Below are 23,317 nucleotides of genomic sequence, written 5' to 3'. Positions count from 1 at the left end.
GTCCTTGATCGCGAAACCCGGTCAGCGCGGCATGCCGGGCAGGCCGCCCGGCATCATGCCTTTCATGGCGCGCATCATCTTGTTCATGCCGCCCTTGGAGAACTGCTTCATCACCTTCTGCGTCTGCTCGAACTGGTTGAGCAGGCGGTTGACCTCCTGCACTGTGACCCCGGCGCCCGCGGCGATACGACGCTTGCGGCTGGCCTTGAGCAGCTCGGGCTTGGCACGCTCGAGCGGCGTCATCGAGTTGATGATGCCCTCGATGCGACCGATGGTCTTCTCCTCGGCCCCGCCCTGGAGCTTGCCCGCCGCCTGCGCAAACTGCGCCGGCAGCTTGTCCATCATCGACGACAGACCACCCATCTTGCGCATCTGGGCGATCTGCTCCTTGAAGTCGTTGAGATCGAAACCCTTGCCAGTCTTGAGCTTCTGCGCGAAGGCCTTGGCCTTGTCCTCGTCAACGCCGCGGCGCGCTTCCTCGACCAGGCCCAGGATGTCGCCCATGCCGAGGATGCGGCTGGCCATGCGGTCGGGGTGGAAGGGCTCGAGCCCGGAGAGCTTCTCGCCGACACCGGCGAACTTGAGCGGCTTGCCGGTGACGTGGCGCACCGACAGCGCCGCACCGCCGCGCGAGTCGCCGTCGAGCTTGGTCAGCACGATGCCGGTGAGCGGCAGTGCCTCGTTGAAGGCGCGCGCAGTATTGACCGCATCCTGGCCGAGCATCGCGTCGACCACGAACAGGGTCTCGATCGGCTTGACTGCGGCGTGCAGGGCCTGGATCTCGGCCATCATGGCCTCGTCCACCGCGAGCCGGCCGGCGGTGTCGACCAGGAGCACGTCAATGTGGTGCTTGCGCGCGTAATCGAGCGCGGCAAGCGCGATGTCGACCGGCTTCTGCGCGGTTTCCGAGGGGAAGAAACCGACCCCGGCCTGAGCCGCCACCGTCTTCAACTGCTCGATCGCCGCCGGACGATAGACGTCGGTGGAGACCACCAGCACCTTCTTCTTCTGCTGCTCGTGCAGCAGTTTGGCGAGCTTGCCGGTGGTGGTGGTCTTGCCCGCGCCCTGCAGGCCGGCCATCAGCACGACCGCGGGCGGCTGGGTGGACAGGTCGAGCCCCTCGTGGGCACCGCCCATCAGCGCCTTGAGTTCGTCGTGCACCACGCCGACCAGGGCCTGGCCGGGGGTCAGCGAGGCGATGACCTCCTGGCCGACCGCCTTCTCCCTGACCTTGGCGACGAAGTCCTTGACGACGGGGAGCGCGACGTCGGCCTCGAGCAGTGCCATGCGCACCTCGCGCATCGCCTCCTGGATGTTCTCTTCCGTGAGGCGGGCCTGGCCGCGCAGGGTCTTGACGACTTTGGACAGGCGTTGGGTCAGATTGTCGAGCATGTTCGGAGAGGCCTTGGGCGCGTGACTTGGAGTAAACTGTTGCAACGTATGCGATCAATTCTACTTCATCTGGTTCCTGCCTCGCTTTACGCAGCCGTGGGCGTGCTTTTCTGGCGGAGCTGCGTCATGGGCAGCGGCGCGCAGGATCGGCAGCGCGAGTGCATGAGCGCGCGCGAGCGTCTCTTGTTGCTGGCCGCGATCTTGACTCACGGTGCCATTCTGCACACCGCCATTTTCCCGGGCACGGACATGCGCTTCGGTTTCGGCGTCGCGCTGTCCTTGATGGTATGGCTGGCCGTGTGCTTCTACTGGGTCGAGACCCTCTACACCCGCCTTGAGGGCCTGCATGCGGTGATCATGCCCGCTGGCGCGCTTGCCAGTGTGATCCCGCTGTTTTTCCCCGGCGAACACGTGCTCGCCAATGCGGCCTCGCCCGCCTTCCGCGTGCACTTCGTCATCGCAATGCTCGCCTACAGCCTGTTTACGCTCGCGGCCCTGCACGCGATGCTGATGTCGGTTGCCAGCCGCCAGCTGCACAACGCACGCTTCAGCCGCGTGCTCGCGGGGCTGCCTCCACTACTCACCATGGAGGCCCTGCTGTTCCGCCTGATCAGCATCGCCTTCGTGCTGCTCACGCTTACCCTTGTCACCGGCGTGCTGTTCGCCGAGACCTTGTTCGGCCAGGCGCTGCGTGTAGACCACAAGACGGTGTTCGCCTTCATCTCATGGCTGCTGTTCGGTGGCCTGCTGGTGGGACGCAGACTGCGGGGCTGGCGCGGGCGCGTCGCCCTGCGCTGGACGCTGGCGGGCTTCGTGGCGCTGATGCTCGCCTACGTGGGCAGCCGCTTCGTAATCGAGGTCGTACTCGAGCGTGTCGGATAAGCGTCACCCCCCGTCATTGACACCGCTCAAGCCCGCACGAATACTCGGGCTCCCCAGACTTAGCATATCCCCGTGTCGGACATACACCTGACGCTTCAAATCGCCGCGCTCGTCGTCCTGCTGGTGCTCTCGGGCTGTTTCTCGATGTCCGAGACAGTAATGATGGCGGCCAACCGTTACCGCCTGCGCTCGCTTGCAGGCCAGGGCAACCGCGGCGCCACGCTCGCGCTCGACCTGCTTGCCAAGACCGACCGCCTGCTGGGCGTCATCCTGCTGTTCAACAACCTGGTCAACACCGCGGCCGCCACGCTGGTCAGCGTGATCACGCTCGAACTCTTCGGCAACGAGCGCTGGGCACTGGGCATCGCGACGCTACTTGTCACCTTTGCCATCCTGGTGTTTTCGGAGATCACCCCGAAGGTGATTGGTGCCAACCACGCGGACCGTCTCGCGCCCTTCGTGGCCTATCCGCTATCGGCACTGCTGCGCATCTTCTACTTTGCGGTCTGGTTCGTGAACCTTTTTTCGCGTGGCCTGCTCGGACTGATGGGGTTGAAGTCGAAGGACGACACCAGCAGCGCGCTGTCGGTCGAAGAGCTACGGGCGATGGTGATCGAATCGGGCCAGTACATTCCGCACAAGCACCGCAGCATCCTGATGAACCTCTTCGACCTCGAGAGCATCACGGTCGAGGACGTGATGACACCGCGCGGCGCCATCGAAGGCATCGACCTGTCCGACCCGGAAGGCGAGATCCGGCACCAGATCGCCACCAGCTTCCACACCCGCCTCGCGGTGTACGACGGGGACCGCGAACACGTGATCGGCGTACTGCATCAACGCCGCCTTCTCAGCGACACGCTCGAGCAGGCTTTCGACACCGAGCGCCTGCGCGAGCTGCTCGCGCGCCCATACTTTGTCCCGGCCGACACGCCGCTGTACTCGCAGCTCCAGTTCTTCCAGGAAAACCAGCAGCGCCTGGCCTTCGTCGTGGACGAGTACGGCGAGCTGCTCGGCCTCATCACCCTTGAAGACATCATCGAGGAATTGATAGGCAAGTTCACAACCAGCACGCCCGACGCCGGCGACCGCATGGCGTGGAACGAGGACGGCAATGTGCTGGTCGATGGTTCGGCCAACCTGCGCGAGCTCAATCGCAAGCTCGAGCTCGAGTTGCCCACGAACGGTCCGAAGACGCTCAACGGCCTGATCCTCGAGCACCTGCAGGACATTCCCGAAACCGGCGTGTCGATGAAGATTGCCGACACGCCGATCGAAGTCGTACAGACACAGGACCGCATGGTGCGCACCGCGCGCCTGTTCCGCCCGGTTTCACGCAACGACGTCCAATGAGGCAACGGATCACGGCAGGCATGGAACGGCGCTTTACAAGGCCTCAACCGGCGGGCAACATCGACCGCACCTCGAACTCGAGCAAGGCATGGCGGCAACCACCAAACCGACCCTGAGCGGCTTTGCCAGGGCGCTCATCCAGCATGGCCATCTGCAGGAGGCGGATGCGATTACCTGCTCTGCGCATGCCGGCGACGCGACCAACGCCTTCATGCTCGACGTGGCCAATCGCGGCCTGATGAGCTGTGCGGCGATGGCGCGCTTCGCCGCCGAGATCTTCGGTTACCCGCTGCTCGACATCGCGGCCTTCGACCCGGAGATGTTTGCGCGCGAGGCGGTCGACCGCAAACTGCTGGCAAAGCACCAGGTCGCCCCCCTCGCCAAGCGCCAGAACCGCATCACACTCGCCACCGCCGACCCGTCGAATCTGCGCGCGCTCGACGAGATCCGTTTCCAGACCGGCATGCAGCTCGACCTCGTGATTGCCGAGGCCGACAAGCTCAAGCGCGTCGTCGAAACCCTGTCCGAATCCGCTGCCGACACGCTCAAGGAGCTGACCGGTGAAGCCTTCGACATGGACATGCTGCAGCACGACAGCCCGGCGCAGCAGCGCGAGGACGATGAAGCAAACGAGGTCGATGACGCCCCGGTCGTCAAGTTCATCCAGAAGGTGTTGATCGACGCGATCAACGAGGGCGCCTCCGACGTCCACTTCGAGCCCTACGAGAAGTACTACCGCATCCGCGTGCGCACCGACGGCATCCTGCGCGACATCTCGCAACCACCCCTGGTGCTCAAGGACAAGATCGCCGCGCGCATCAAGGTGATCTCGCGTCTGGACATTTCCGAGAAACGCGTGCCGCAGGACGGGCGCATGAAGCTCGTGCTGTCCAAGAACAAGGCGATCGACTTCCGCGTGTCGACCCTGCCCACGCTGCATGGTGAGAAGATCGTGATGCGGATCCTCGACCCGAGTTCGGCCATGCTCGGCATCGATGCGCTCGGCTACGACCCGGACCAGAAGGAGGCGCTGGTCAACGCAATCAAACGCCCCTACGGCATGGTGCTGGTGACCGGCCCCACCGGCTCGGGCAAGACGGTCTCGCTCTACACCTGCCTGAACATGCTCAATGGTGCGGACGTCAATATCTCCACTGCGGAGGACCCGGCCGAAATCAACCTGCCGGGCATCAACCAGGTCAACGTCAATGAAAAGGCGGGGCTAACCTTCTCGGCCGCACTGCGCTCCTTCCTGCGTCAGGACCCGGACATCATCATGGTGGGCGAGATCCGCGACCTGGAAACCGCCGAGATCGCGGTCAAGGCTGCGCAGACCGGCCACCTCGTGCTGTCCACCCTGCACACCAACGACGCGCCCTCGACCCTTGAACGCCTAAAGAATATGGGCGTGGCGCCGTTCAATATCGCATCCTCGGTGATTCTTATCACGGCCCAGCGCCTTGCCCGCCGGCTATGCTCCTGCAAGAAGCCGATGGAAATTCCGATGGAGGCGCTGATCGAGGCCGGATTCGGCGCCGAGGAACTGGACGAAAGCTGGCAGCCGATGGGGCCAGTGGGCTGCGACCGCTGCAAGGGCAGCGGCTACAAGGGCCGCGTGGGCATCTATCAGGTCATGCCGATCACCGAGGAAATCGCCCACATCATCATGACGGGCGGCAACTCGATGGACATCGCCGCCCAGGCCAGCCGCGAAGGCGTGCGAGACCTGCGCCAGTCGGGTCTGCGCAAGGTAAAACAGGGCGTCACCTCACTCTCAGAAGTGCTGGCGTCGACCAACGAATAAAGGACGTTCGATCTCATGGCGACAGCAAGCCGGGCAGTGCGCGCCACAGGCCCGAAGGAAGATCTGTACACCTGGGAAGGCAAGGACAAGACCGGCAAGGTCGTCCGCGGCGAGATCCGCGCCGCCGGCGACGCCATGGTGCAAGCCATGTTGCGCCGCCAGGGCATCCAGGTCAGCAAGGTCAAGAAGCACAAGATGGCCCGCGGCGGCCGCATCAGCGACAAGGACATCGCCCTGTTCACCCGCCAGCTCGCAACCATGATGAAGTCGGGCGTGCCGCTGCTGCAGGCGTTCGACATCGCCATGAAGGGCTCGGGCAATCCGGCGCTGTCGCGCCTGCTCAACGACATCCGCACCGACGTCGAGACCGGTCTCAACCTGTCTCAAGCCTTCGCCAAGCACCCGGCGCATTTCGACAAGCTGTTCTGCAACCTGGTCGCCGCCGGTGAACAGGCGGGCATCCTCGACAGCCTGCTCGACCGCATCGCCACCTACAAGGAAAAGATCCTCGCCATCAAGAGCAAGATCAAGTCGGCGCTGTTCTACCCGGCCGCCGTGGTGGTGGTCGCCGGCCTGGTGGTCTCGGTGATGATGCTGTTCGTGATTCCCGAATTCAAGAGCGTGTTCGCCAGCTTCGGCGCCGACCTGCCTGCGCCGACGATGATGGTGATCGCAATGTCGGATTTCTTCGTGCAGTCCTGGTATCTCGTCTTCGGCGCCCTGATCGGGACGATCGTCTTCATCGCCTGGAGCTACAAGCGCTCCACGGCGATGCAGATCGCGCTTGACCGCGCGCTGCTACGCTTCCCGGTGATCGGCCCGATCATCCGCAAGGCTACCGTCGCGCGCTGGACGCGCACGCTGTCGACGATGTTCGCCGCCGGCGTGCCGCTGGTGGAAGCGCTCGACTCGGTCGGCGGCGCTGCGGGCAACTACGTGTATCTGGTCGCGACCAGACAGATCCAGAGCGATGTCAGCACCGGCACCAGCCTCACCGTTGCAATGCAGAGCACCGACGTCTTTCCGACCATGGTTGTGCAGATGGTGTCGATCGGCGAGGAATCCGGCCAGCTCGATTCAATGCTGAGCAAGGTCGCGGACTTCTTCGAGCAGGAGGTGGACGACGCAGTTGCCGGCCTGTCGCAACTGCTCGAGCCCCTGATCATGGTCTTCCTCGGCACCATCATCGGCGGCCTGGTGGTGGCGATGTACCTGCCGATCTTCAAGCTCGGCGCGGTCGTCTGATCCATGCTGGCGCTCCTGCAAGATCCGGTGGCCTTCGCCACGCTCGCCGCCCTGCTCGGTCTGTTCGTCGGCAGCTTCCTCAACGTCGTCATCCATCGCCTGCCGAAGATGATGGAGCGCGACTGGCACGCCCAGGCCGCTGAGTTGCGCGGCGAGGACGCGCCGGCTGGCGAGCGCTTCAACCTCGCCACCCCGCGCTCACGGTGCACGCATTGCGGCCACCAGATCGACGCGCTCGAGAACATCCCGGTGGTCAGCTATGTACTCCTGCGCGGACGCTGCCGCCACTGCGGCGCCGGCATCAGCAAGCGCTACCCGATCGTCGAGGCCTTCACCGCCGTGCTCTCGGGCTATGCCGCCTGGCACTTCGGCTACGGGCTGGCCGCGGCGGGCGCCCTGCTCTTCATCTGGGCGATGGTGGCGCTGGCCTTCATCGATCTCGACACCCAGTTGCTGCCCGACGACATCACCCTGCCGCTGCTGTGGCTGGGACTGGCCTTCAACCTCACCGGCACCTACACCGAGCTGTCGAGCGCGGTCGTCGGTGCCATGGCCGGCTATCTGGCGCTGTGGTCGGTGTTCTGGCTGTTCAAGCTCGCCACCGGCAAGGAAGGCATGGGCTACGGCGACTTCAAGCTGCTCGGCGCAATTGGCGCCTGGCTTGGCTGGCAGGTGCTGCCGCTGACCATCCTGCTGTCGTCGCTGGTCGGGGCGGTGGTCGGCATCGCCCTGATCGCCTTCGCCCGCCACGGACGCAACGTGCCGATCCCGTTCGGACCCTACCTGGCCGCTGCGGGTGTGATCGCCTTGTTCTGGGGCGAAGCCCTGACGACGCACTACCTGGGCCTGCTCTGACCCCGTCCCCGAACGGGGCTTGAAGCGAGCATCTGCCGCCCTAATCTATCGAGCGCGTTCCGGCAACCGGAGCGCGCTTTTTCCTTATGCTGCATTGCGTTAGACTTGCGCACTTGTTTTCGGGAGCACCCCATGCCCATTTACGAATATCGTTGCCCAAGCTGCGGTTTCCAGAAGGAACACCTGCAGAAGATGAGCGACGCACCGCTGTCCTCCTGCCCATCGTGCGGCGCCACCGGCTATGCCAAGCTGCTGTCGGCCGCCGGCTTCCAGTTGAAGGGGTCGGGCTGGTATGCCACCGACTTCAAGAGTGGCGGCACCTCGGCGGCGACGCCCACGTCCTCCACTTCTTCTTCATCCGACGCCTCGCCCACTAGCGGCTGCGGCGGCGGCTGCGCGTGCCACTGACTTGAAAAAATACTTCATCACCGGCCTGCTGATCTGGATCCCGCTGGCGATCACCTTCATGGTGCTCGCCTGGATCATCGGCACGCTCGACGCGATCCTGCTGTGGCTGCCGACCGAACACCAGCCGAGCAGCTACATCGGCATCGACATCCCCGGCGTCGGCGTGGTGGCGAGCCTGCTGATCGTTTTCCTCACCGGCGTGGTGGCGGCCAACGTGCTCGGCCAGAAACTGGTGCGACTATGGGAGGCGCTGCTGTCGCGCATCCCGGTTGTGAAGTCGATCTACTACAGCGTCAAGCAGGTCTCGGACACGCTGTTCTCGAGTAGCGGCCAGGCCTTTCGCAAGGCGCTGCTGGTGCAGTACCCGCGCGAGGGTGCATGGACGATCGCCTTCCTGACCGGACAACCGGGCGGGGACGCCGCCAACCATCTGAGCGGCGACTATGTGAGCGTGTATGTGCCGACCACGCCGAACCCCACCTCGGGCTTCTTCCTGATGATGCCGCGCGCGGACGTCATCGAGCTCGACATGAGCGTCGATGAAGCGCTCAAGTACATCATTTCCATGGGGGTGGTCTCGCCCCCATTGCGCAAGCCGGTGCCGCGCGCCGCGCTGCTCAACGAATGACGACGGCCACTGCCGCCCGACAGAACTCACCGATCATTGACTCCCCGGGGCGGCGCGCCGCCCCCTGAACAGCCGGAACCCGACATGCGAACTCACTACTGCGGAAAAGTCACCGCCGCCGACCTCGACCAGATCGTCACCATCAGCGGCTGGGTGCACCGCCGCCGCGACCATGGCGGCGTCATCTTCATCGACCTGCGCGACCGCGAAGGCCTGGTGCAGGTGGTGTGCGATCCCGACCGTGCGGAGACGTTCAGGATCGCCGAATCGGTGCGCAGCGAATTCGTGCTCAAGATGAGCGGCAAGGTGCGCCGCCGTCCGGCCGGCACCGAGAACGCCAACCTCACCTCGGGCGAGATCGAGATCCTGTGTCACGACATCGAGGTCCTCAACGCGGCGGTCACGCCGCCCTTCCAGCTCGACGAAGAGAACCTGTCCGAGACCGTGCGCCTGACCAACCGCGTCATCGACCTGCGTCGCCCGCAGATGCAGAAGAACCTGATGCTGCGCTACAAGACCACGATGGCCTTCCGCCGCTTCCTCGACGGTGCCGGCTTCATCGACGTCGAGACGCCGATGCTCACCAAGAGCACGCCTGAAGGCGCGCGCGACTACCTCGTGCCCTCGCGCGTGCACCCGGGCCAGTTCTTCGCCCTGCCGCAGTCGCCGCAGCTGTTCAAGCAGCTCCTGATGGTGGCCGGCTATGACCGCTACTACCAGATCGTCAAATGCTTCCGCGACGAGGATCTGCGCGCCGACCGCCAGCCCGAATTCACCCAGGTTGACCTCGAGACCTCGTTCATGGACGAGCACGAGATCACCGCGCTGGTCGAGGAGATGATCCGCTACGTGTTCAAGGAGGCGATGGCGGTCGAGCTGCCCGCACCCTTCCCGCGCATGAGCTACGCCGAAGCCATGCGCCGCTACGGCTCGGACAAGCCCGACCTGCGCGTCACGCTCGAGCTCACCGACGTCACCGACGCGGTGCAGGACGTCGCCTTCAAGGTGTTCAGCGGTCCCGCCACCTCGGGCGGCCGCGTCGCGGCGATGCGCGTGCCGGGCGGCAGCAGCCTCACCCGTGGCGAGATCGACGAATACACCAAGTTCGTCGGCATCTACGGCGCCCGCGGCCTGGCCTACATCAAGGTCAATGACGTCACCCAGCCCAACGAGCAGGGCCTGCAGTCGCCCATCGTCAAGAACCTTCACGAGACCGCGCTCACCACCATCCTCGAGCGCACCGGCTCACAGTCGGGCGACCTCATCTTCTTCGGCGCCGACAAGACCAAGGTGGTCAACGACGCCATGGGCGCGCTGCGCATCAAGCTCGGCCACGAGAAGGGCTACGTCACCGGCGAGGCGTGGTGCCCGCTGTGGGTGGTCGACTTCCCGATGTTCGAGTACGACGAGGACGACAAGCGCTGGACCGCCTGCCATCACCCCTTCACCAGCCCGAAGGACGAGCACATCGAGCTGCTCGAATCCAACCCGGGCGAGTGCCTGGCCAAGGCCTACGACCTCGCCTTGAACGGCTGGGAGATCGGCGGCGGCTCGGTGCGTATCCACCGCGCCGACGTGCAGGCGCGCGTGTTCGAGGCGCTCAACATCGGCCCCGAGGAGCAGCAGGCCAAGTTCGGCTTCCTGCTCGACGCGCTCAAGTACGGCGCCCCGCCGCATGGCGGCCTCGCCTTCGGGCTGGATCGCATCGTCACCATGATGACCGGCGCCGAGTCCATCCGCGACGTGATCGCCTTCCCCAAGACCCAGCGCGCCCAGTGCCTGCTCACCGACGCGCCCAGCGGCGTGGACGAGAAGCAACTGCGCGAACTGCACATCCGCCTGCGCCAGAAGGTGCAGACCGAGGTCGAGGTCGAGCGCGGCTGAGCACACGCTTGGCCCGTGGGAGCGGGCTTGCCCGCGCATGCAGCGGCTCCACGCACGCCGTTCGCGGGCAAGCCCGCTCGCACGGCTCGACGCCCCCTCCTGGCGCCCATGCCTGAAGCCCCCGCGACGAAGATGGATTTCTTCGTCGCGGGGGCTTCAGCCTTTGCGCTGCCTGCCGTAATCTTCGGTCATGGCACGCCCCCAGCGTGCGTCCGGTACCCTGTCCGATGCTGCTGCCCCACGATATCGATGTCCTCGTCGTCGAGAGCCAGGCGACCATGCGCGCGCAACTGCGCAACATGCTCACGTCCATCGGCATCGAGGCGCCGCAGTTTGCCGTGTCGGCGACGATGGCCATGCGCCGGCTGCGTGCACAGCGTTTCGACCTCGTGCTGTGCGAATACAACCTCGGCGAAGGCCAGGACGGCCAGCACCTGCTCGAGGACCTGCGCCAGCACCGCATCATCCCGCTCGACACCCTGTTCGTGATGATCACCGCCGAGCGCAACTACGAGCGCGTGACCAGCGCCTGCGAGCTCGCCCCCAACGATTACATCCTCAAACCGCTCACCGCCGAGACGCTGCGGGTGCGCCTTCTGCGCGCACTCGAAAAGCGCGACGCCTTCCTGCCCGCCTGGCAGCTCATGAAGATTGGCGACCCGGTGGCGGCGATCGACTACTGCCGGATCGCGCGCAACGAGTTTCCGCAACACCTGGTCGACTTCATGCGTCTGCAGGCCGAGCTGCACGCAGGGATCGGCCAGATCGCCGAGGCCGAGACGCTGTATCGCGAGATCCTGTCGGCACGCCCCATCCCGTGGGCCTCACTCGGCCTCGCGCGCATGCTGGTGCTGAAGAAGTCCTGGGTCGAAGCCGAACACATCCTGACCGAGCTGCTCGCCCGCCACGATCGCTTCATCGAGGCCTACGAGCTGCTCGCCCGGCTGCGTGAGGAAACCGCGCGCCCGCAGGAAGCCTGCGCGGCCTTGCAGCGCGCCAGCGAACTGTCGCCCTATCGCATCGCCCGACTGCGTCATCTCGGCGAGCTGGCCTTGAGCGCCGGTGACCCGGCAACCGCCGAGCGCAGCCTCATCGACGTCGTCGAGCGTGGCAAATACTCCGAGTTTCGCGAACCCGAGGACCATGTGCGCCTGCTGCAGGCCCAGCTCGCCCTGCACAAGCTCGCCGATGCGCGCGAAACGCTCGGCGACCTCGAGCGCGGCCTGGGACGCCACCCCAAGGGCGAGCTGTGCGCAGCGATCGGCGGCGCGCTCATCCAGGCCCATCAGCACGACCACACCGCGGCCCGGCAGTCGATGCTGGGCGCACTGCGCAATCCCACACGTCTGCGCGAACTCTCCGTCGGTCTGCGCCAGGAGCTCGTCAAGGCGTGCTACGACCAGCAGATGTCCGACGAGGGCACCGAACTGCTCGCCGACCTGATCCGTACCGCAGGCGATGACCGCACGCTGGAGTCGACGCGTGCGGCGCTGCGCTCGCGCGGCCTCGACCAGGTCTCGCGCGAGGTCGAGGCGAAGGTGCAGGCCGAAGTGAAGTCGCTGGTGACCACCGGCGCCCAGAAAGCGCACGCCGGCGACTTCGACGGCGCCGTGGCCGAGATGATGAATGCCGCGCGCAAGATGCCCGGCAATCCGCACGTGCTGTTCAACGCCGCGCTCGCCCTGCTGCGCCACATCGAGAACCGCGGCTGGAACGAGGCCTTCGCCGCCCAGGCGAGCGCGCTGATCGAGCGCGCCCAGCGCCTTTCGCCCGCCAACCCACGGCTGACGGCGATCACGGAATTCATGCACGAGCTGATGAAGCGCTTCGGCATCGCCCCCACCCGCTCACAGCCCAAGCCGCGCCCGGCCTGACACCCATGCTGCGCAACCTGATCACCCGCCTGCTGCTCCTGTTCGCCGTCGTCGGCAGCCTGATCGCCTGCGCACCGCCCGCCGGCTCGGACACTCGTCTGCCTTCGCACGCCGGCCTGCCGGCCGAGGCGATCGAGACCCTCGCCCTCATCCAGCGCGGCGGGCCCTTCCCCTACCGCAAGGACGGCACCACCTTCCAGAACCGCGAGCGCCTGCTGCCGGCCAAGCCGCGCGGCTATTACCGCGAATACACGGTGCCCACGCCCGGCTCGCGCGACCGTGGCGCGCGCCGCATCGTCGCCGGTGGCAACCCGCCCGAAGTGTTCTACTACACCGCCGATCACTACAGCAGCTTCCGCCAGATCGAACCCCTGCCATGACCACCACGCCGCCCCGACCCGACCCGAACACCCCCGGCGCCGCCGCGCACATGGACATCCGCGTCGATCTGGCCGGCTGCACCGACAAGGCTACCCTGCTCGCGCGCTTCGCGGCCGCGCTGCACTTCCCCGACTGGTTCGGCCACAACTGGGACGCATTGTCCGACTGCCTCACCGACCTGTCCTGGCTCCCGGCCCGGCACTACCGCATCGAACTCGCCCAGCCGCAGACCCTGCGCACCGCAGCGCCCGACACCCTCGACACCGCACTCGAGATCCTCGGCGAGGCAGCCGAGTTCTGGGCCGACGACGGGGTGATCTTCGAATTCGCGCTCAGCGAGACGCCGCTGGAAGACGATCGCCCTGCGCCAGGCGCGCCCGCCTGTCCTCGATGAGTTCTGCAAGACAGCGCGGACAGTAGCAGCCGGCATCCGCGGGCAGCGCGCCCGCTTCCGGCACCGCAAAAGCAGCCGGAAACGCCGCGCACCAGCACGCGGATTCGCCCGCCTGCATGCCGCATGTGAAGGTCGCGCCGCAGCGCGGACAGGTGTTGGTCGGCTCGCTCATTACAGAAACGCCTCGGGCATTCATCGTCGTCGAACGGCGCCAGGCCCCGTGGCCGGCGGCGTCGTGCCGTCGATGATAGTGCATTCCCTTCCTGCAGTTCCGCTCCCCGCCTTCCGCCCGCGGCTATCGCCGCCGGAACAGCCGGCTTGAAAACCCGAGGCACGCACCTATATTGGTTGTGAGGCCGGAATGGACCGGCAGCCTTGAGAAGAGGAGAACCGTACATGAGCACGAATGTCACCCGACGCGTCGATCCCCTGGAAGACTTCTTCCGCGGCTTTTTCGTCCGCCCCGTTGATTTCGGCAGTGGCCCGGTGGCCAACATGGGGACGGATGCGCCGCAGATGCGGGTCGATGTGAAGGAAAACGCCGACGGCTACGAAGTGCATGCCGAACTGCCGGGGATGAAGAAGGAAGACATCCACGTCCACATCGACGGCCCGGTGGTGTCGATCAGCGCCGAACGCAAGCAGGAAAAGGAAGTGAAGGACGGCGAGAAGGTGCTGCGCACCGAGCGCTACTTCGGCAAGGTCTCGCGCAGCTTCCAGCTCGGCCAGGAAATCGACGAAGCGAAGGCCTCGGCCAAGTTCAACGACGGCGTGCTCGAACTGGCGCTGCCGAAGAAGGCCGAAGCCCAGGCCAAGCGCCTCGCGATCGACTGATCCTGCGCCGTCACGCCCTTGTAAGAAACCCGCCCCGGGAAGAATGCCGGAGGCGGGTTTTGTTCTTCCTGGGGGCCGCAGCGTCTGCGCCGCCGGTATCCGTCCAGCCTTACTTGCTCTTGATCATCGTGCCGACGCCGTGGTCGGTGAGGATCTCGAGCAGCAGGCAGTGTTCGACGCGACCGTCGATGATGTGCACCGACTTCACGCCGTTACGCGCGGCATCCAGCGCCGAACCGATCTTGGGCAGCATGCCGCCCGACAGCGTGCCGTCGGCCACCAGATCGTCGATCTGGCGCGGGGTCAGGCCGGTGAGCAGGTTGCCCGCCTTGTCGAGCACGCCCGGGGTGTTGGTGAGCAGCACCAGCTTCTCGGCCTTGAGGATCTCGGCCAGCTTGCCGGCGACCACGTCGGCGTTGATGTTGTAGGTCTCGCCCTCTTCGCCCACGCCGATCGGCGCGATCACCGGGATGAAGTCGCCCTTGTCGAGGAAGGCGATCAGGCTGGGGTCGATGCTGGTGATCTCACCCACCTGGCCCACGTCGATCAGGTCGCCCACCGGCGCGTCGAGCTTCTGCATCAGCAGCTTCTTGGCGCGGATGAAACTGGCGTCCTTGCCGGTGAGACCCACGGCCTTGCCGCCAGCCTGGTTGATCAGGTTCACGATCTCCTTGTTCACCTGACCGCCGAGCACCATCTCGACCACCTCCATGGTCTCGGCGTCGGTCACCCGCATGCCCTGGATGAACTCGCCCTTCTTGCCCACGCGCGCGAGCAGGCTCTCGATCTGTGGGCCGCCGCCATGCACCACCACCGGGTTCAGGCCGACCAGCTTGAGCAGCACCACGTCACGCGCGAAGCAATCCTTGAGGTGCGGATCGGTCATCGCGTTGCCGCCGTACTTGATGACGATGGTCTTGTCGAAGAAGCGCTTGATGTAGGGCAAGGCCTCGGCAAGGATCTCGGCCTTGCGTGCAGGGGTCACGGCTTGATGGGGGGCGGACTGGGTCATCGGGAAGCTCCTTGAACGAACCCCACGATTCTAGTGGCCTGCCCCCGGAACCGGAAGCGCACTGCAGCAATCGACCGCCGCCGCATCGGGAGCGGATCGACTGAATATCCTACCGCTATCAGTTTTTTCGGAATGTTCAATTGGATCTATCAACGACCGTTACCCATAATGAAGACGTGTAAAGCGCCGTGCAGTCCGCCCGGTCCGCTTCGCCCTCACGTCACGAGGAGTTCCGCCATGGTCGACAAAGTTTCCCGCCTGCATTTCCAGCCCGCCAGCCCGGCCGGCGCCTTGCGTGCGCTCAGCGGCTGGCTGATTGCGATCACCGGCCTCGCGCTGCTCGTCGCCCAGTTGGTTCGCAGCATCGAAGGCTTCGATCTGCCGGTGTCGGGCGCCGTCTCTGGTGGCGCGATGGCGGCCGCTGCGACCGCCATCGGTGCCGCCCCGCTGCTGGTGGTGCGCCGCATCGGCGCCAATGTGCAGGGCATGCTGCTGGGCTTCGGCGCGGGCGTGATGCTGGCGGCGAGCGTGTTCTCGCTGCTGCTGCCGGCGTTCGAGGCCGCTCAGGCGCAGGCCGCTTCCGAACTCAGCGCCGCCACCCTGGTCGCGCTCGGCGTGCTGATCGGCGCCGGCGGCCTGCTCGCGATGGATCGCGCCCTGCCCCACACCCACGCCCCCGAAGGCCGCCACAGCGGCGCTGCGGTGTGGCTGTTCGTGTTCGCGATTGCGGTGCACAACATTCCCGAAGGGCTCGCCATCGGCGTCGCTGCGGGCCTGAACGGCAGCGGTGCGAGCTCGGGCGACGCGGTCGCGGCAGGCATCTCGCTGCAGAACATCCCGGAAGGCCTGATCGTGGCGATCGCGCTCGTCACTGCCGGCTACAGCCGCTGGCTGGCCTTCGGCGTTGCAGCCGTATCCGGCCTGATCGAGCCGATCGCCGCCATTGCCGGCTCGATGATGGTCTCGGTGTCGGCGATGATCCTGCCCTGGGGCCTGGCGGGGGCGGCCGGCGCGATGCTGTTCGTGGTCAGCCACGAGATCATCCCGGAGTCGCACCGCCGCGGCCACGAGACGCTGGCCACCGGCGGCCTCATCGTCGGTTTCGTGCTGATGATGCTGATGGACTCACTGCTCGGCTGAAGGACGCACGGCCAGGGCCGGTTGCAACGGCGCAGCACAAAAGCGAAGGGCGCCCACATGGAGCGCCCTTCGCTTTTGATGTTCAGGGTGGCGAGCCTGACCCCCGGCACTTGCAGGAAACGGCTGTGGCTGCTGCCTTCCGGCCCTGACCAGGTTCACCGCGCTGCAATGCGGGGAGACCCGCCACGGCCGGCATTGTAGCAGCATGAGCAGCGCGCGGGGCGCCCTTGCCGCGTCCTTGTCCGCGCACCGGCTTGCGCACCGGCCAAGCTGCGGGGCTGCAGCCGGTGCCGGTGCCGGGTTGGATCAGCCCTTGAGCTCGGGGAAGTCTTCCTCGAAGAACTCCAGCTCGCCGCGCACGTTCTCGCCGCGCGCCTCTTCCGCCTTGCGCAGCTCGACACGACGGATCTTGCCCGAGATGGTCTTGGGCAGGTCGGCGAAGGACAGGCGGCGGATGCGCTTGTACGGAGCCAGGCGTTCGCGGGTGAAGGCGAAGATGTCCTTGGCGAGTTCCTTGCTCGGCTCCTGGCCGGCGACCAGGATGATGAAGGCCTTGGGCACCGCCAGGCGCAGCGGATCCGGGCTCGGCACCACCGCGGCTTCGGCCACGGCCGGGTGCTCGATCAGCACGCTCTCGAGCTCGAACGGGCTGATGCGGTAGTCCGAGGCCTTGAACACGTCGTCCGCGCGCCCGACATAGGTGATGTAGCCCTCGTCATCGATGCTGGCGACGTCACCGGTGCGGTAGTGGCCGTCACGCATCACTTCCGCGGTCTTGGCCGCATCGCCGGCGTAGCCGACCATCAGGCCGACCGGGCGGTGCTCGCCCATCACCAGCGCCACTTCGCCCTCGACCGACGCCTTGCTCTCGGCGTCCAGCAGCGCAATCCTGTAGCCGGGCAGCGGGCGGCCCATGGAGCCGGGCTTGAGCGGCTGGTCGGGCGTGTTGCCGATCTGCGCGGTGGTCTCGGTCTGGCCGAAGCCGTCGCGGATGGTGATGCCCCAGGCCTTCTTCACCTGCTCGATGACCTCGGGGTTGAGCGGCTCGCCGGCGCCGATGAGTTCGCGCAGCCGGGTCTTCACCGACGCCAGGTCCTGCTGGATCAGCATGCGCCACACGGTCGGCGGCGCGCACATGGTGGTGATCTCGTACTTCACCAGCACGTCGAGCAGGGCCTTGGCGTTGAAGCGGTTGTAGTTGTACAGGAACACGCAGGCGCCGGCGTTCCAGGGCGCGAAGAAGCAGCTCCAGGCATGCTTGGCCCAGCCCGGCGAGGAGATGTTCATGTGGCGGTCGTTGGGCTTCAAGCCGATCCAGTACATCGTCGACAGGTGGCCGACCGGGTAGGACTGGTGAGTGTGCAGCACCAGCTTGGGCTTGGAGGTAGTACCCGAGGTGAAGTAGAGCAGCAGCGGGTCGTCGACGCGGGTCACGCCGTCAGGCGTGAACACGTCGGATTCGGCCGCGGCCTCCTCGAAGGCCTTCCAGCCCGCAGGCGCCCCGCCCACGGCGATACGGCCGAAGCTGCCGGGCAGGCTCTCGAACTTGTCGGTGTGGGCAGTGCCGATGACGACGTGCTTGACCTGGCCGCGCTCGACGCGGTCCACCAGGTCGTCGGGGGTGAGCAGCGTGGTTGCGGGAATCACCACTGCGCCGAGCTTGATCGCGGCAAGCATGGTCTCCCACAGCGGCACTTCGTTGCCGAGCATGATCAGGATGCGCTCGCCGCGCTTGACGCCCTGCTTGCGCAGCCAGTTGGCGACGCGGTTCGAGCGTGCCGACATCTCGGCGAAGGAGAGCTTCGACTCGCTGCCGTCTTCCTCGATGATCCACAGCGCCGGGTTGTCGTTGCCCGCGGCCAGGGTGTCGAAGTAGTCCAGCGCCCAGTTGAACTCCTTCAGCTTCGGCCACTTGAAGCCGGCGTAGGCGGTGGCGTAGTCGCTGCGGTGTTGCAGCAGGAAGTCGCGTGCAGCAAGAAATTCGGTAACAGCAGTCATGGGCTCTCCTCTCCATTGCCTCGTTGAAATCAATTGCGGCGGGGATGCCCCGCCAAGCCAGCCGTCTATTTTACGTTGACGTTAACGTAATTCCTCGACAGAGATCAAGAAAACCGCTTTGAGAATAAATCCGACCCGGCTGTGCTGCAAAGTCAGTACTTTGCCCCATTACCCCGCCCGACGCCGTTTTTGCGGTCCTGCTGGCGCTCGTCTTCGCCCACCGCTCGCACCTCCGCGGAGCCGGAAGCACCCGGTATACTGCACAGCCGATGCGCCTGTTCGGCGCTCTTTCGCCGCGAGGAATGCCCATGTCTTCGACACCGCCCGCCCTCATCGCTCGCTACGGCACCGACGCCGCACCTGCCGAAGCGGCACTGACTCCGCTGATCGAACAACTGCTGGCGCACCGTTCGGTGCGCGCCTACCTGCCCGACCCGGTAAGCGATGCACAACTCACGGCCATCGCCGCCGCCGCACAGTCGGCGGCCAGCTCGTCCAACCTCAACGTCTGGAGCGTGGTCGCGGTACGCGAGGCCGGCACCCGCGCCCGCCTCGCCGAACTCGCCGGCAACCAGGCCCATGTGCGCGACGCACCGCTGCAGCTTGTATGGCTGGCCGACCTCGCCCGCCTGCGCCGCGTCGCAGAGGAGCTCGAGCGCCCGTCGGCCGGGCTGGACTACACCGAGATGTTTCTGACCGGTGTCATCGACGCCACACTCGCCGCGCAAAACGCCGCGGCCGCGGCCGAATCGCTCGGCTTGGGCACGGTTTATATCGGTGGCATGCGCAATCATCCGGAAGCGGTCGCGGCGCTCCTCGATCTACCGCCCGAAGTGTTCGCCGTGTTCGGCATGTGCGTCGGCACGCCCGACCCGACCCACCCGGCCGAGGTCAAGCCGCGCCCGCCGCAGTCGGTGGTGGTGCATCACGAGCGCTACAGCCAGAATGTTCAGGACGCCGGTATCGAGGCCTACAACCAGACCATGGCGCGCTTCTACGACGAACAGAGGATGAATGTGCGCGGCACCTGGGCGGTGCATTCGGCCAAGCGCATCGCCGGGCCCGAGAGCCTCTCCGGCCGCGACCGCCTGATCGACGCCCTGCACGCCCTCGGCTTCAAGCTCAAGTAAGCCAACAAGCGTTCGCTACCCGCCCGTCCCGAGGAGACCTCATGCGCACCCGCAACACCTCCCTGACCACCGACCAGAAGGCCCTCGCGGTCAACCTCGACAAATACAAGTACGGCTCGATCGTCGAGATCGGCGCCGGCCAGGAGGTCGCCCGCCGCTTCTTCCAGGTCGGCGCCGCCGCCGGCACCGTCGCCAAGACGATGTCGGCCTATGACATGGCGGTCAGCGACGACATCTACGGCCATGTCGACCGCTACGTCAGCCGTGCGCGCCTGCTCCAGATGCTGGACAAGGAATTCACCCAGGTCGTCGCCCGCCTCGCCCATCTGCGGGCGAAGAACACCACCTTCTTCGCCTACGCCGCCACCGTCACCGCGCGCAGCTTCAAGCAGAAGAACGAGTGCCACGGCTGGGTCGGCATCCGCCTGCAACTGCACCCGGGCGCCGAGCCGAGCGACGTGATCATGCACGTGCGCATGCTCGACAACGACAACGCGCTGCAGTCCGAAGCGCTCGGCATCCTCGGCGTCAACCTCATCCACGGCGCCTTCTTCCACCACCAGAATCCCGAATGGGTGGTCGAGGGCCTGGCCGACGGGCTGGGCTCGGAGCGTATCGAGGTCGATCTGATCCACTTCTCCGGCCCCTACTTCGAGGAGGTCGAAAACCGCCTGATGAACCTGCACCTGATCCGCAGCTGGCTGACGCGGGCGGTAGTGTTCAACCCCGAGGGGCAGGTCGTGGTGCCGGGCGAACTGCTCTATCGCAAGCCGGTGATGGTGATGCGTGGCAGCTTCAAGCCGGTGACCCTGGTCAATGTCGACATGATGGCGTCGGGCGTCAAGCAGTTCAGCCAACTCTCCGAGGTCGACGAAAGCGAGATCCTGTCGCTCGCCGAGGTCACGATGAACTCGCTGATCAGCGGCGACAACGTCGACGGCGCCGACTTCCTCGCCCGCATCGACCTGCTCGCCTCGCAGGGCTACACGGTGATGATCTCGGACTACGTGCGCTTCTTCCGCCTGCGCGCCTACCTGCGCCGCTACACGCAGAAGCCGATCGGCATCGTGCTTTCGGTGCGCGACTTCCAGTTCCTGTTCGACGAGAAGTACTACGAGGGCCTGGAGGGCGGCATCCTCGAAGCCTTCGGCAAGCTCTTTCCCGACAACACGCACGTGTACGTCTACCCCTCGCGCCCGCGCGGCACCGATCCGTCGGCCACCGTCACACTCGACAACGTGCAGGTCCCGGCCAACCTGCGTCATCTGCTCGCGCACCTGAAGGAAAACGACAAGCTGGTGGCCGTGCAGCCCCACGACGACAGCCACCTCCACATCGACATCGCCGAGGTGCTCACCGGCTTGCGCCGCGGCCGCGGCGACTGGGAAGCCGACGTACCCGAGGGCGTGGCGCAGCGCATCATCGAATCGCGCCTGCTCGGTTACGACACCGAGTAGGCGCGCGGGGACACCTCGCGCAGTCACCACTCGCGCCGGAACTTCTTCGTCCTGACGGACTCTTTCATGTGGCACTGCAGCATTCGTGTACCGCATACGCAGGGAGAATAGGGACATGACGAAGAACAAGACCCCGCGCAAGACCATCGAACTCGCATTGCAGGGCGGCGGCGCCCACGGCGCGCTGACCTGGGGCGTGCTCGAGCGCCTGCTCGAGGAACCGCAACTGCACATCGAAGGCGTCAGCGGCACCAGCGCCGGCGCCATGAACGCCGTCGTGCTCGCCGACGGTCTGGAGGCCGGCGGGCCCGACGGTGCCCGCGCGGCGCTCGAACGTTTCTGGAAGACGGTCAGCGAGGCTGCCGTCGGCAGTCCCATCCAGCGCGACCTGTGGTCGCGCATCAACGGCGACTGGGGGCTGGAGAACTCACCGAGCTACGTGTTCTTCGATCACCTCAGCCGGGTGTTCTCGCCCTACGAGCTCAATCCGCTCAACCTCAATCCGCTGCGCGACCTGGTCGCCAGCACCGTCGACTTCGACCGCGTCAATCGCTGCACCGCGATCAAGGTCTTCGTCACCGCCACCAACGTGCGCAGCGGCCGGCCCAGGGTCTTCCGCCAGCCCGAGCTCAGCGTCGACGCGGTGATGGCCTCGGCCGCCCTGCCGCTCATGTTCCAGGCGGTGGAGATCGACGGCGAGGCCTACTGGGACGGCGGCTTCATGGGCAACCCGGCGCTCTTCCCGCTCGTGGATGAGTGCGACGCACGCGACCTCGTGCTGGTGCAGATCAACCCCTTCGAGCGCCCCGACCTGCCGCGCAGCGCGCGCGACATCATCAACCGCCTCAACGAGATCACCTTCAACGCCAGCCTGCTCAAGGAGCTGCGCGCGATCATGCTGCTGCGCGACCTGATCGAGGCCGAAGGTCTGGAGCAGGAGCGCTACCGCGACATGCGCCTGCACCGCATCCATGCCGACGAGGACCTCGTCGAGCTCAAGGCCTCGAGCAAGCTCAACGCCGAATGGGCCTATCTGTGCCATCTGCGCGACCTCGGCCGCAAGCGCGCCGAGCGCTGGCTCGAGAAGCACTGGAGCGACCTCGGCGAGCGCTCGAGCTTCAATCTCGACTGGCTGCTGGAGGACAGCATCAAGTCGGCGGCCACCATCAAGGAGGACCGCGCATGACCGGACTGCTCGGCGTCCTGCTCGCGCTCGGGCTGCTGATCTGGCTCGCCTGGCGCGGCGTCAGCGTGCTGCTGCTCGGGCCGGTGATGGCCCTGCTCGCCGCGGCGTTTGCCGCCGGCACGCCGCTGATGGCGACCTACACCCAGCTCTTCATGAGCTCGGCCGGCAGCTTCATCGTGCAGTACTTCCCGCTCTTCCTGCTCGGCGCCCTGTTCGGCAAGCTGATGGACGACAGCGGCGCGGCCGAGGCAATCGCCCAGGGCATCGTCGCCAGACTCGGCGCCGAGCGCGCCATCCTCGCCGTCGTGCTGGCGTGCGCGGTGCTCACCTACGGCGGCGTGTCGCTGTTCGTGGTGGCGTTCGCGGTGTACCCGATCGGCGCCGCGCTGTTCCGCCAGGCCGCCATCCCCAAGCGCCTGCTGCCGGCCACGATCGCGCTCGGCGCCTTCACCTTCACGATGACCGCGCTGCCCGGCACGCCGGCGATCCAGAACGCGATCCCGATGCCCTACTTCGGCACCACCCCCTTTGCCGCGCCGGTGCTGGGCATCATCGCCGCGCTGGTGATGTTCGGCCTCGGCCAGTGGTGGCTGGCCCGCCAGTCTGCGCGCGCACGTGCCGCAGGCGAAGGCTATGGCCAGCATGACGACGCCGGCGCAGAGCCTGCTGCGTTCGACAAGGACCAGCGCGAGCGCTGCGCGGGCGAGGGCTTCGACGTGCTGATGATCCCGCCCGACGAGGCCGCGCGCGATCTGCCGCCGTTTGCGGTGGCGATCGCGCCGGTGGTGCTGGTGATCGTGCTCAACTACGTCTTCAGCAGCCTGCTGATCCCGGCGCTCGACACCGGCTACCTCGGCGAGGAATTGTACGGCGCGACCTCGATCGACGCGGTGCGCGGCATCTGGGCGATCATCGGCTCGCTGACCGTTGCCTGCCTGCTGTTGCTCGCATTGTGCTGGCAGCGCATTGCCGACCTGCGCCGCAGCCTGGACGACGGCGCCAACGCCTCGGTGCTGCCGATCTTCAACACCGCCAGCCTGGTGGGCTTCGGCGCCGTCATCGCCGCGCTGCCCGCGTTCGAGCTGATCAAGGCCTTCGTCGACGAGCTCGGCGCGGGCAACCCGCTGGTCTCGCTGGCGCTGTCGGTAAACGTGCTCGCCGGCGTCACCGGCTCGGCCTCGGGCGGCATGAGCATCGCGCTGCAGACCCTGGGCACGGAGTATCTCGCGCTCGCGCAGTCCACCGGCATCTCCGCCGAGCTGATGCACCGCGTCACCACGGTCGCCACCGGCGGCCTCGACAGCCTGCCGCACAACGGCGCGGTCGTGACCCTGCTGGCGATCTGCGGTCTCAGCCACCGCGAGGCCTACAAGGACATCTTCATGGTCGCGGTGGTGTTCCCGATTCTGGCGCTGGTGCTGCTCGTTATACTCGGGTCCGTATTCGGCTCCTTCTGATTC

Annotated in this window: 21 protein-coding genes and 1 other RNA gene; 17 read left to right on the top strand and 5 right to left on the bottom strand. The window is 66.3% G+C overall.

Translation table 11 applies throughout. The features are described from left to right. Positions 1–21 precede the first annotated feature (21 nt). Positions 22–1,392, bottom strand: coding sequence for a signal recognition particle protein (gene ffh / locus RBT54_RS01500; RefSeq protein ID WP_320363397.1), 1,371 nt, complete (start codon positions 1,390–1,392; stop codon positions 22–24). A 48-nt stretch (positions 1,393–1,440) separates the two neighbouring features. Here ffh and RBT54_RS01495 point away from each other — a divergent pair, with 48 nt between their 5' ends. The 11 genes from RBT54_RS01495 (at position 1,441) to RBT54_RS01445 (ending at position 13,100) form a co-directional block, all read left to right on the top strand. Then, entirely contained in the window at positions 1,441–2,274 is an 834-nt protein-coding gene (locus RBT54_RS01495; RefSeq protein ID WP_320363395.1) for an inner membrane protein YpjD, read from the top strand. A 72-nt stretch (positions 2,275–2,346) separates the two neighbouring features. Continuing rightward, positions 2,347–3,627, top strand: a complete 1,281-nt coding sequence (locus RBT54_RS01490; RefSeq protein WP_320363393.1) for an HlyC/CorC family transporter — start codon at positions 2,347–2,349, stop codon at positions 3,625–3,627. An 88-nt stretch (positions 3,628–3,715) separates the two neighbouring features. Then, positions 3,716–5,431: a type IV-A pilus assembly ATPase PilB gene (gene pilB / locus RBT54_RS01485; RefSeq protein WP_320363391.1), complete on the top strand. Its 1,716-nt coding sequence runs from the start codon at positions 3,716–3,718 to the stop codon at positions 5,429–5,431. Between the two features lie 15 nt (positions 5,432–5,446). Beyond that, positions 5,447–6,676, top strand: coding sequence for a type II secretion system F family protein (locus RBT54_RS01480; protein WP_320363389.1), 1,230 nt, complete (start codon positions 5,447–5,449; stop codon positions 6,674–6,676). A gap of 3 nt (positions 6,677–6,679) precedes the next feature. After that, the gene (locus RBT54_RS01475) at positions 6,680–7,531 is read left to right on the top strand and encodes an A24 family peptidase (RefSeq protein WP_320363387.1); all 852 of its coding nucleotides are present in this window, start codon (positions 6,680–6,682) and stop codon (positions 7,529–7,531) included. Positions 7,532–7,663: 132 nt separating this feature from the next. After that, positions 7,664–7,939 (top strand): zinc ribbon domain-containing protein, encoded by a 276-nt coding sequence (locus tag RBT54_RS01470; RefSeq protein ID WP_320363386.1) that lies wholly within the window; start codon positions 7,664–7,666, stop codon positions 7,937–7,939. A gap of 1 nt (position 7,940) precedes the next feature. Then, positions 7,941–8,567: a DUF502 domain-containing protein gene (locus RBT54_RS01465; protein WP_320363384.1), complete on the top strand. Its 627-nt coding sequence runs from the start codon at positions 7,941–7,943 to the stop codon at positions 8,565–8,567. Between the two features lie 84 nt (positions 8,568–8,651). Then, positions 8,652–10,451: an aspartate--tRNA ligase gene (gene aspS, locus RBT54_RS01460; RefSeq protein ID WP_320363383.1), complete on the top strand. Its 1,800-nt coding sequence runs from the start codon at positions 8,652–8,654 to the stop codon at positions 10,449–10,451. A 227-nt stretch (positions 10,452–10,678) separates the two neighbouring features. Next, positions 10,679–12,325, top strand: a complete 1,647-nt coding sequence (locus RBT54_RS01455; RefSeq protein WP_320363382.1) for a response regulator — start codon at positions 10,679–10,681, stop codon at positions 12,323–12,325. 5 nt (positions 12,326–12,330) lie between these two features. After that, the gene (locus RBT54_RS01450) at positions 12,331–12,705 is read left to right on the top strand and encodes a ribonuclease domain-containing protein (protein ID WP_320363381.1); all 375 of its coding nucleotides are present in this window, start codon (positions 12,331–12,333) and stop codon (positions 12,703–12,705) included. Next, positions 12,702–13,100 carry a barstar family protein gene (locus tag RBT54_RS01445; RefSeq protein ID WP_320363380.1) on the top strand — a complete coding sequence of 133 codons (399 nt, stop codon included), beginning with the start codon at positions 12,702–12,704 and terminating at the stop codon, positions 13,098–13,100. Before RBT54_RS01450 ends, RBT54_RS01445 begins: the two co-directional genes overlap by 4 nt. Here the strand turns inward: RBT54_RS01445 and RBT54_RS01440 are convergent. Further along, positions 13,039–13,272 carry a cysteine-rich CWC family protein gene (locus RBT54_RS01440; RefSeq protein WP_320363379.1) on the bottom strand — a complete coding sequence of 78 codons (234 nt, stop codon included), beginning with the start codon at positions 13,270–13,272 and terminating at the stop codon, positions 13,039–13,041. The two genes, RBT54_RS01445 and RBT54_RS01440, sit on opposite strands and share 62 nt — an antisense overlap. Before the next feature lie 224 nt (positions 13,273–13,496). Here RBT54_RS01440 and RBT54_RS01435 point away from each other — a divergent pair, with 224 nt between their 5' ends. Next, a complete protein-coding gene (locus RBT54_RS01435) occupies positions 13,497–13,934 on the top strand; it encodes an Hsp20/alpha crystallin family protein (RefSeq protein ID WP_320363378.1) in 438 nt (145 codons plus the stop codon). A 109-nt stretch (positions 13,935–14,043) separates the two neighbouring features. On the opposite strand, the gene argB is transcribed toward RBT54_RS01435, so the two are convergent. Continuing rightward, the gene (argB, locus tag RBT54_RS01430) at positions 14,044–14,946 is read right to left on the bottom strand and encodes an acetylglutamate kinase (RefSeq protein WP_320363377.1); all 903 of its coding nucleotides are present in this window, start codon (positions 14,944–14,946) and stop codon (positions 14,044–14,046) included. Between the two features lie 237 nt (positions 14,947–15,183). Between argB and RBT54_RS01425 the strand changes: the two genes are divergently transcribed. Next, positions 15,184–16,086 carry a ZIP family metal transporter gene (locus tag RBT54_RS01425; RefSeq protein WP_320363376.1) on the top strand — a complete coding sequence of 301 codons (903 nt, stop codon included), beginning with the start codon at positions 15,184–15,186 and terminating at the stop codon, positions 16,084–16,086. 86 nt (positions 16,087–16,172) lie between these two features. Here the strand turns inward: RBT54_RS01425 and ffs are convergent. Together ffs and RBT54_RS01415 are read right to left on the bottom strand one after the other, a co-directional pair. Beyond that, an RNA gene (gene ffs / locus RBT54_RS01420) (signal recognition particle sRNA small type) lies at positions 16,173–16,271 on the bottom strand. Positions 16,272–16,392: 121 nt separating this feature from the next. Next, positions 16,393–18,084, bottom strand: coding sequence for an AMP-binding protein (locus RBT54_RS01415; RefSeq protein WP_320363375.1), 1,692 nt, complete (start codon positions 18,082–18,084; stop codon positions 16,393–16,395). 308 nt (positions 18,085–18,392) lie between these two features. On the opposite strand from RBT54_RS01415, the gene RBT54_RS01410 reads away from it, so the two are divergent. From RBT54_RS01410 to RBT54_RS01395, 4 genes are all read left to right on the top strand, one after another. After that, a complete protein-coding gene (locus tag RBT54_RS01410) occupies positions 18,393–19,214 on the top strand; it encodes an NADPH-dependent oxidoreductase (protein WP_413788414.1) in 822 nt (273 codons plus the stop codon). A gap of 41 nt (positions 19,215–19,255) precedes the next feature. Next, entirely contained in the window at positions 19,256–20,671 is a 1,416-nt protein-coding gene (locus RBT54_RS01405) for a TonB-dependent receptor (protein ID WP_320363371.1), read from the top strand. 115 nt (positions 20,672–20,786) lie between these two features. Further along, positions 20,787–21,857 (top strand): patatin-like phospholipase family protein, encoded by a 1,071-nt coding sequence (locus RBT54_RS01400; protein WP_320363369.1) that lies wholly within the window; start codon positions 20,787–20,789, stop codon positions 21,855–21,857. Next, positions 21,854–23,314: a GntP family permease gene (locus tag RBT54_RS01395; RefSeq protein ID WP_320363367.1), complete on the top strand. Its 1,461-nt coding sequence runs from the start codon at positions 21,854–21,856 to the stop codon at positions 23,312–23,314. Before RBT54_RS01400 ends, RBT54_RS01395 begins: the two co-directional genes overlap by 4 nt. The last annotated feature ends 3 nt before the right edge of the window (positions 23,315–23,317 follow it).

The sequence above is a fragment of the Thauera sp. genome, assembly GCF_034003485.1.
GTDB lineage: Bacteria > Pseudomonadota > Gammaproteobacteria > Burkholderiales > Rhodocyclaceae > Thauera.
This window is presented reverse-complemented; position numbering and strand designations above follow the sequence as displayed.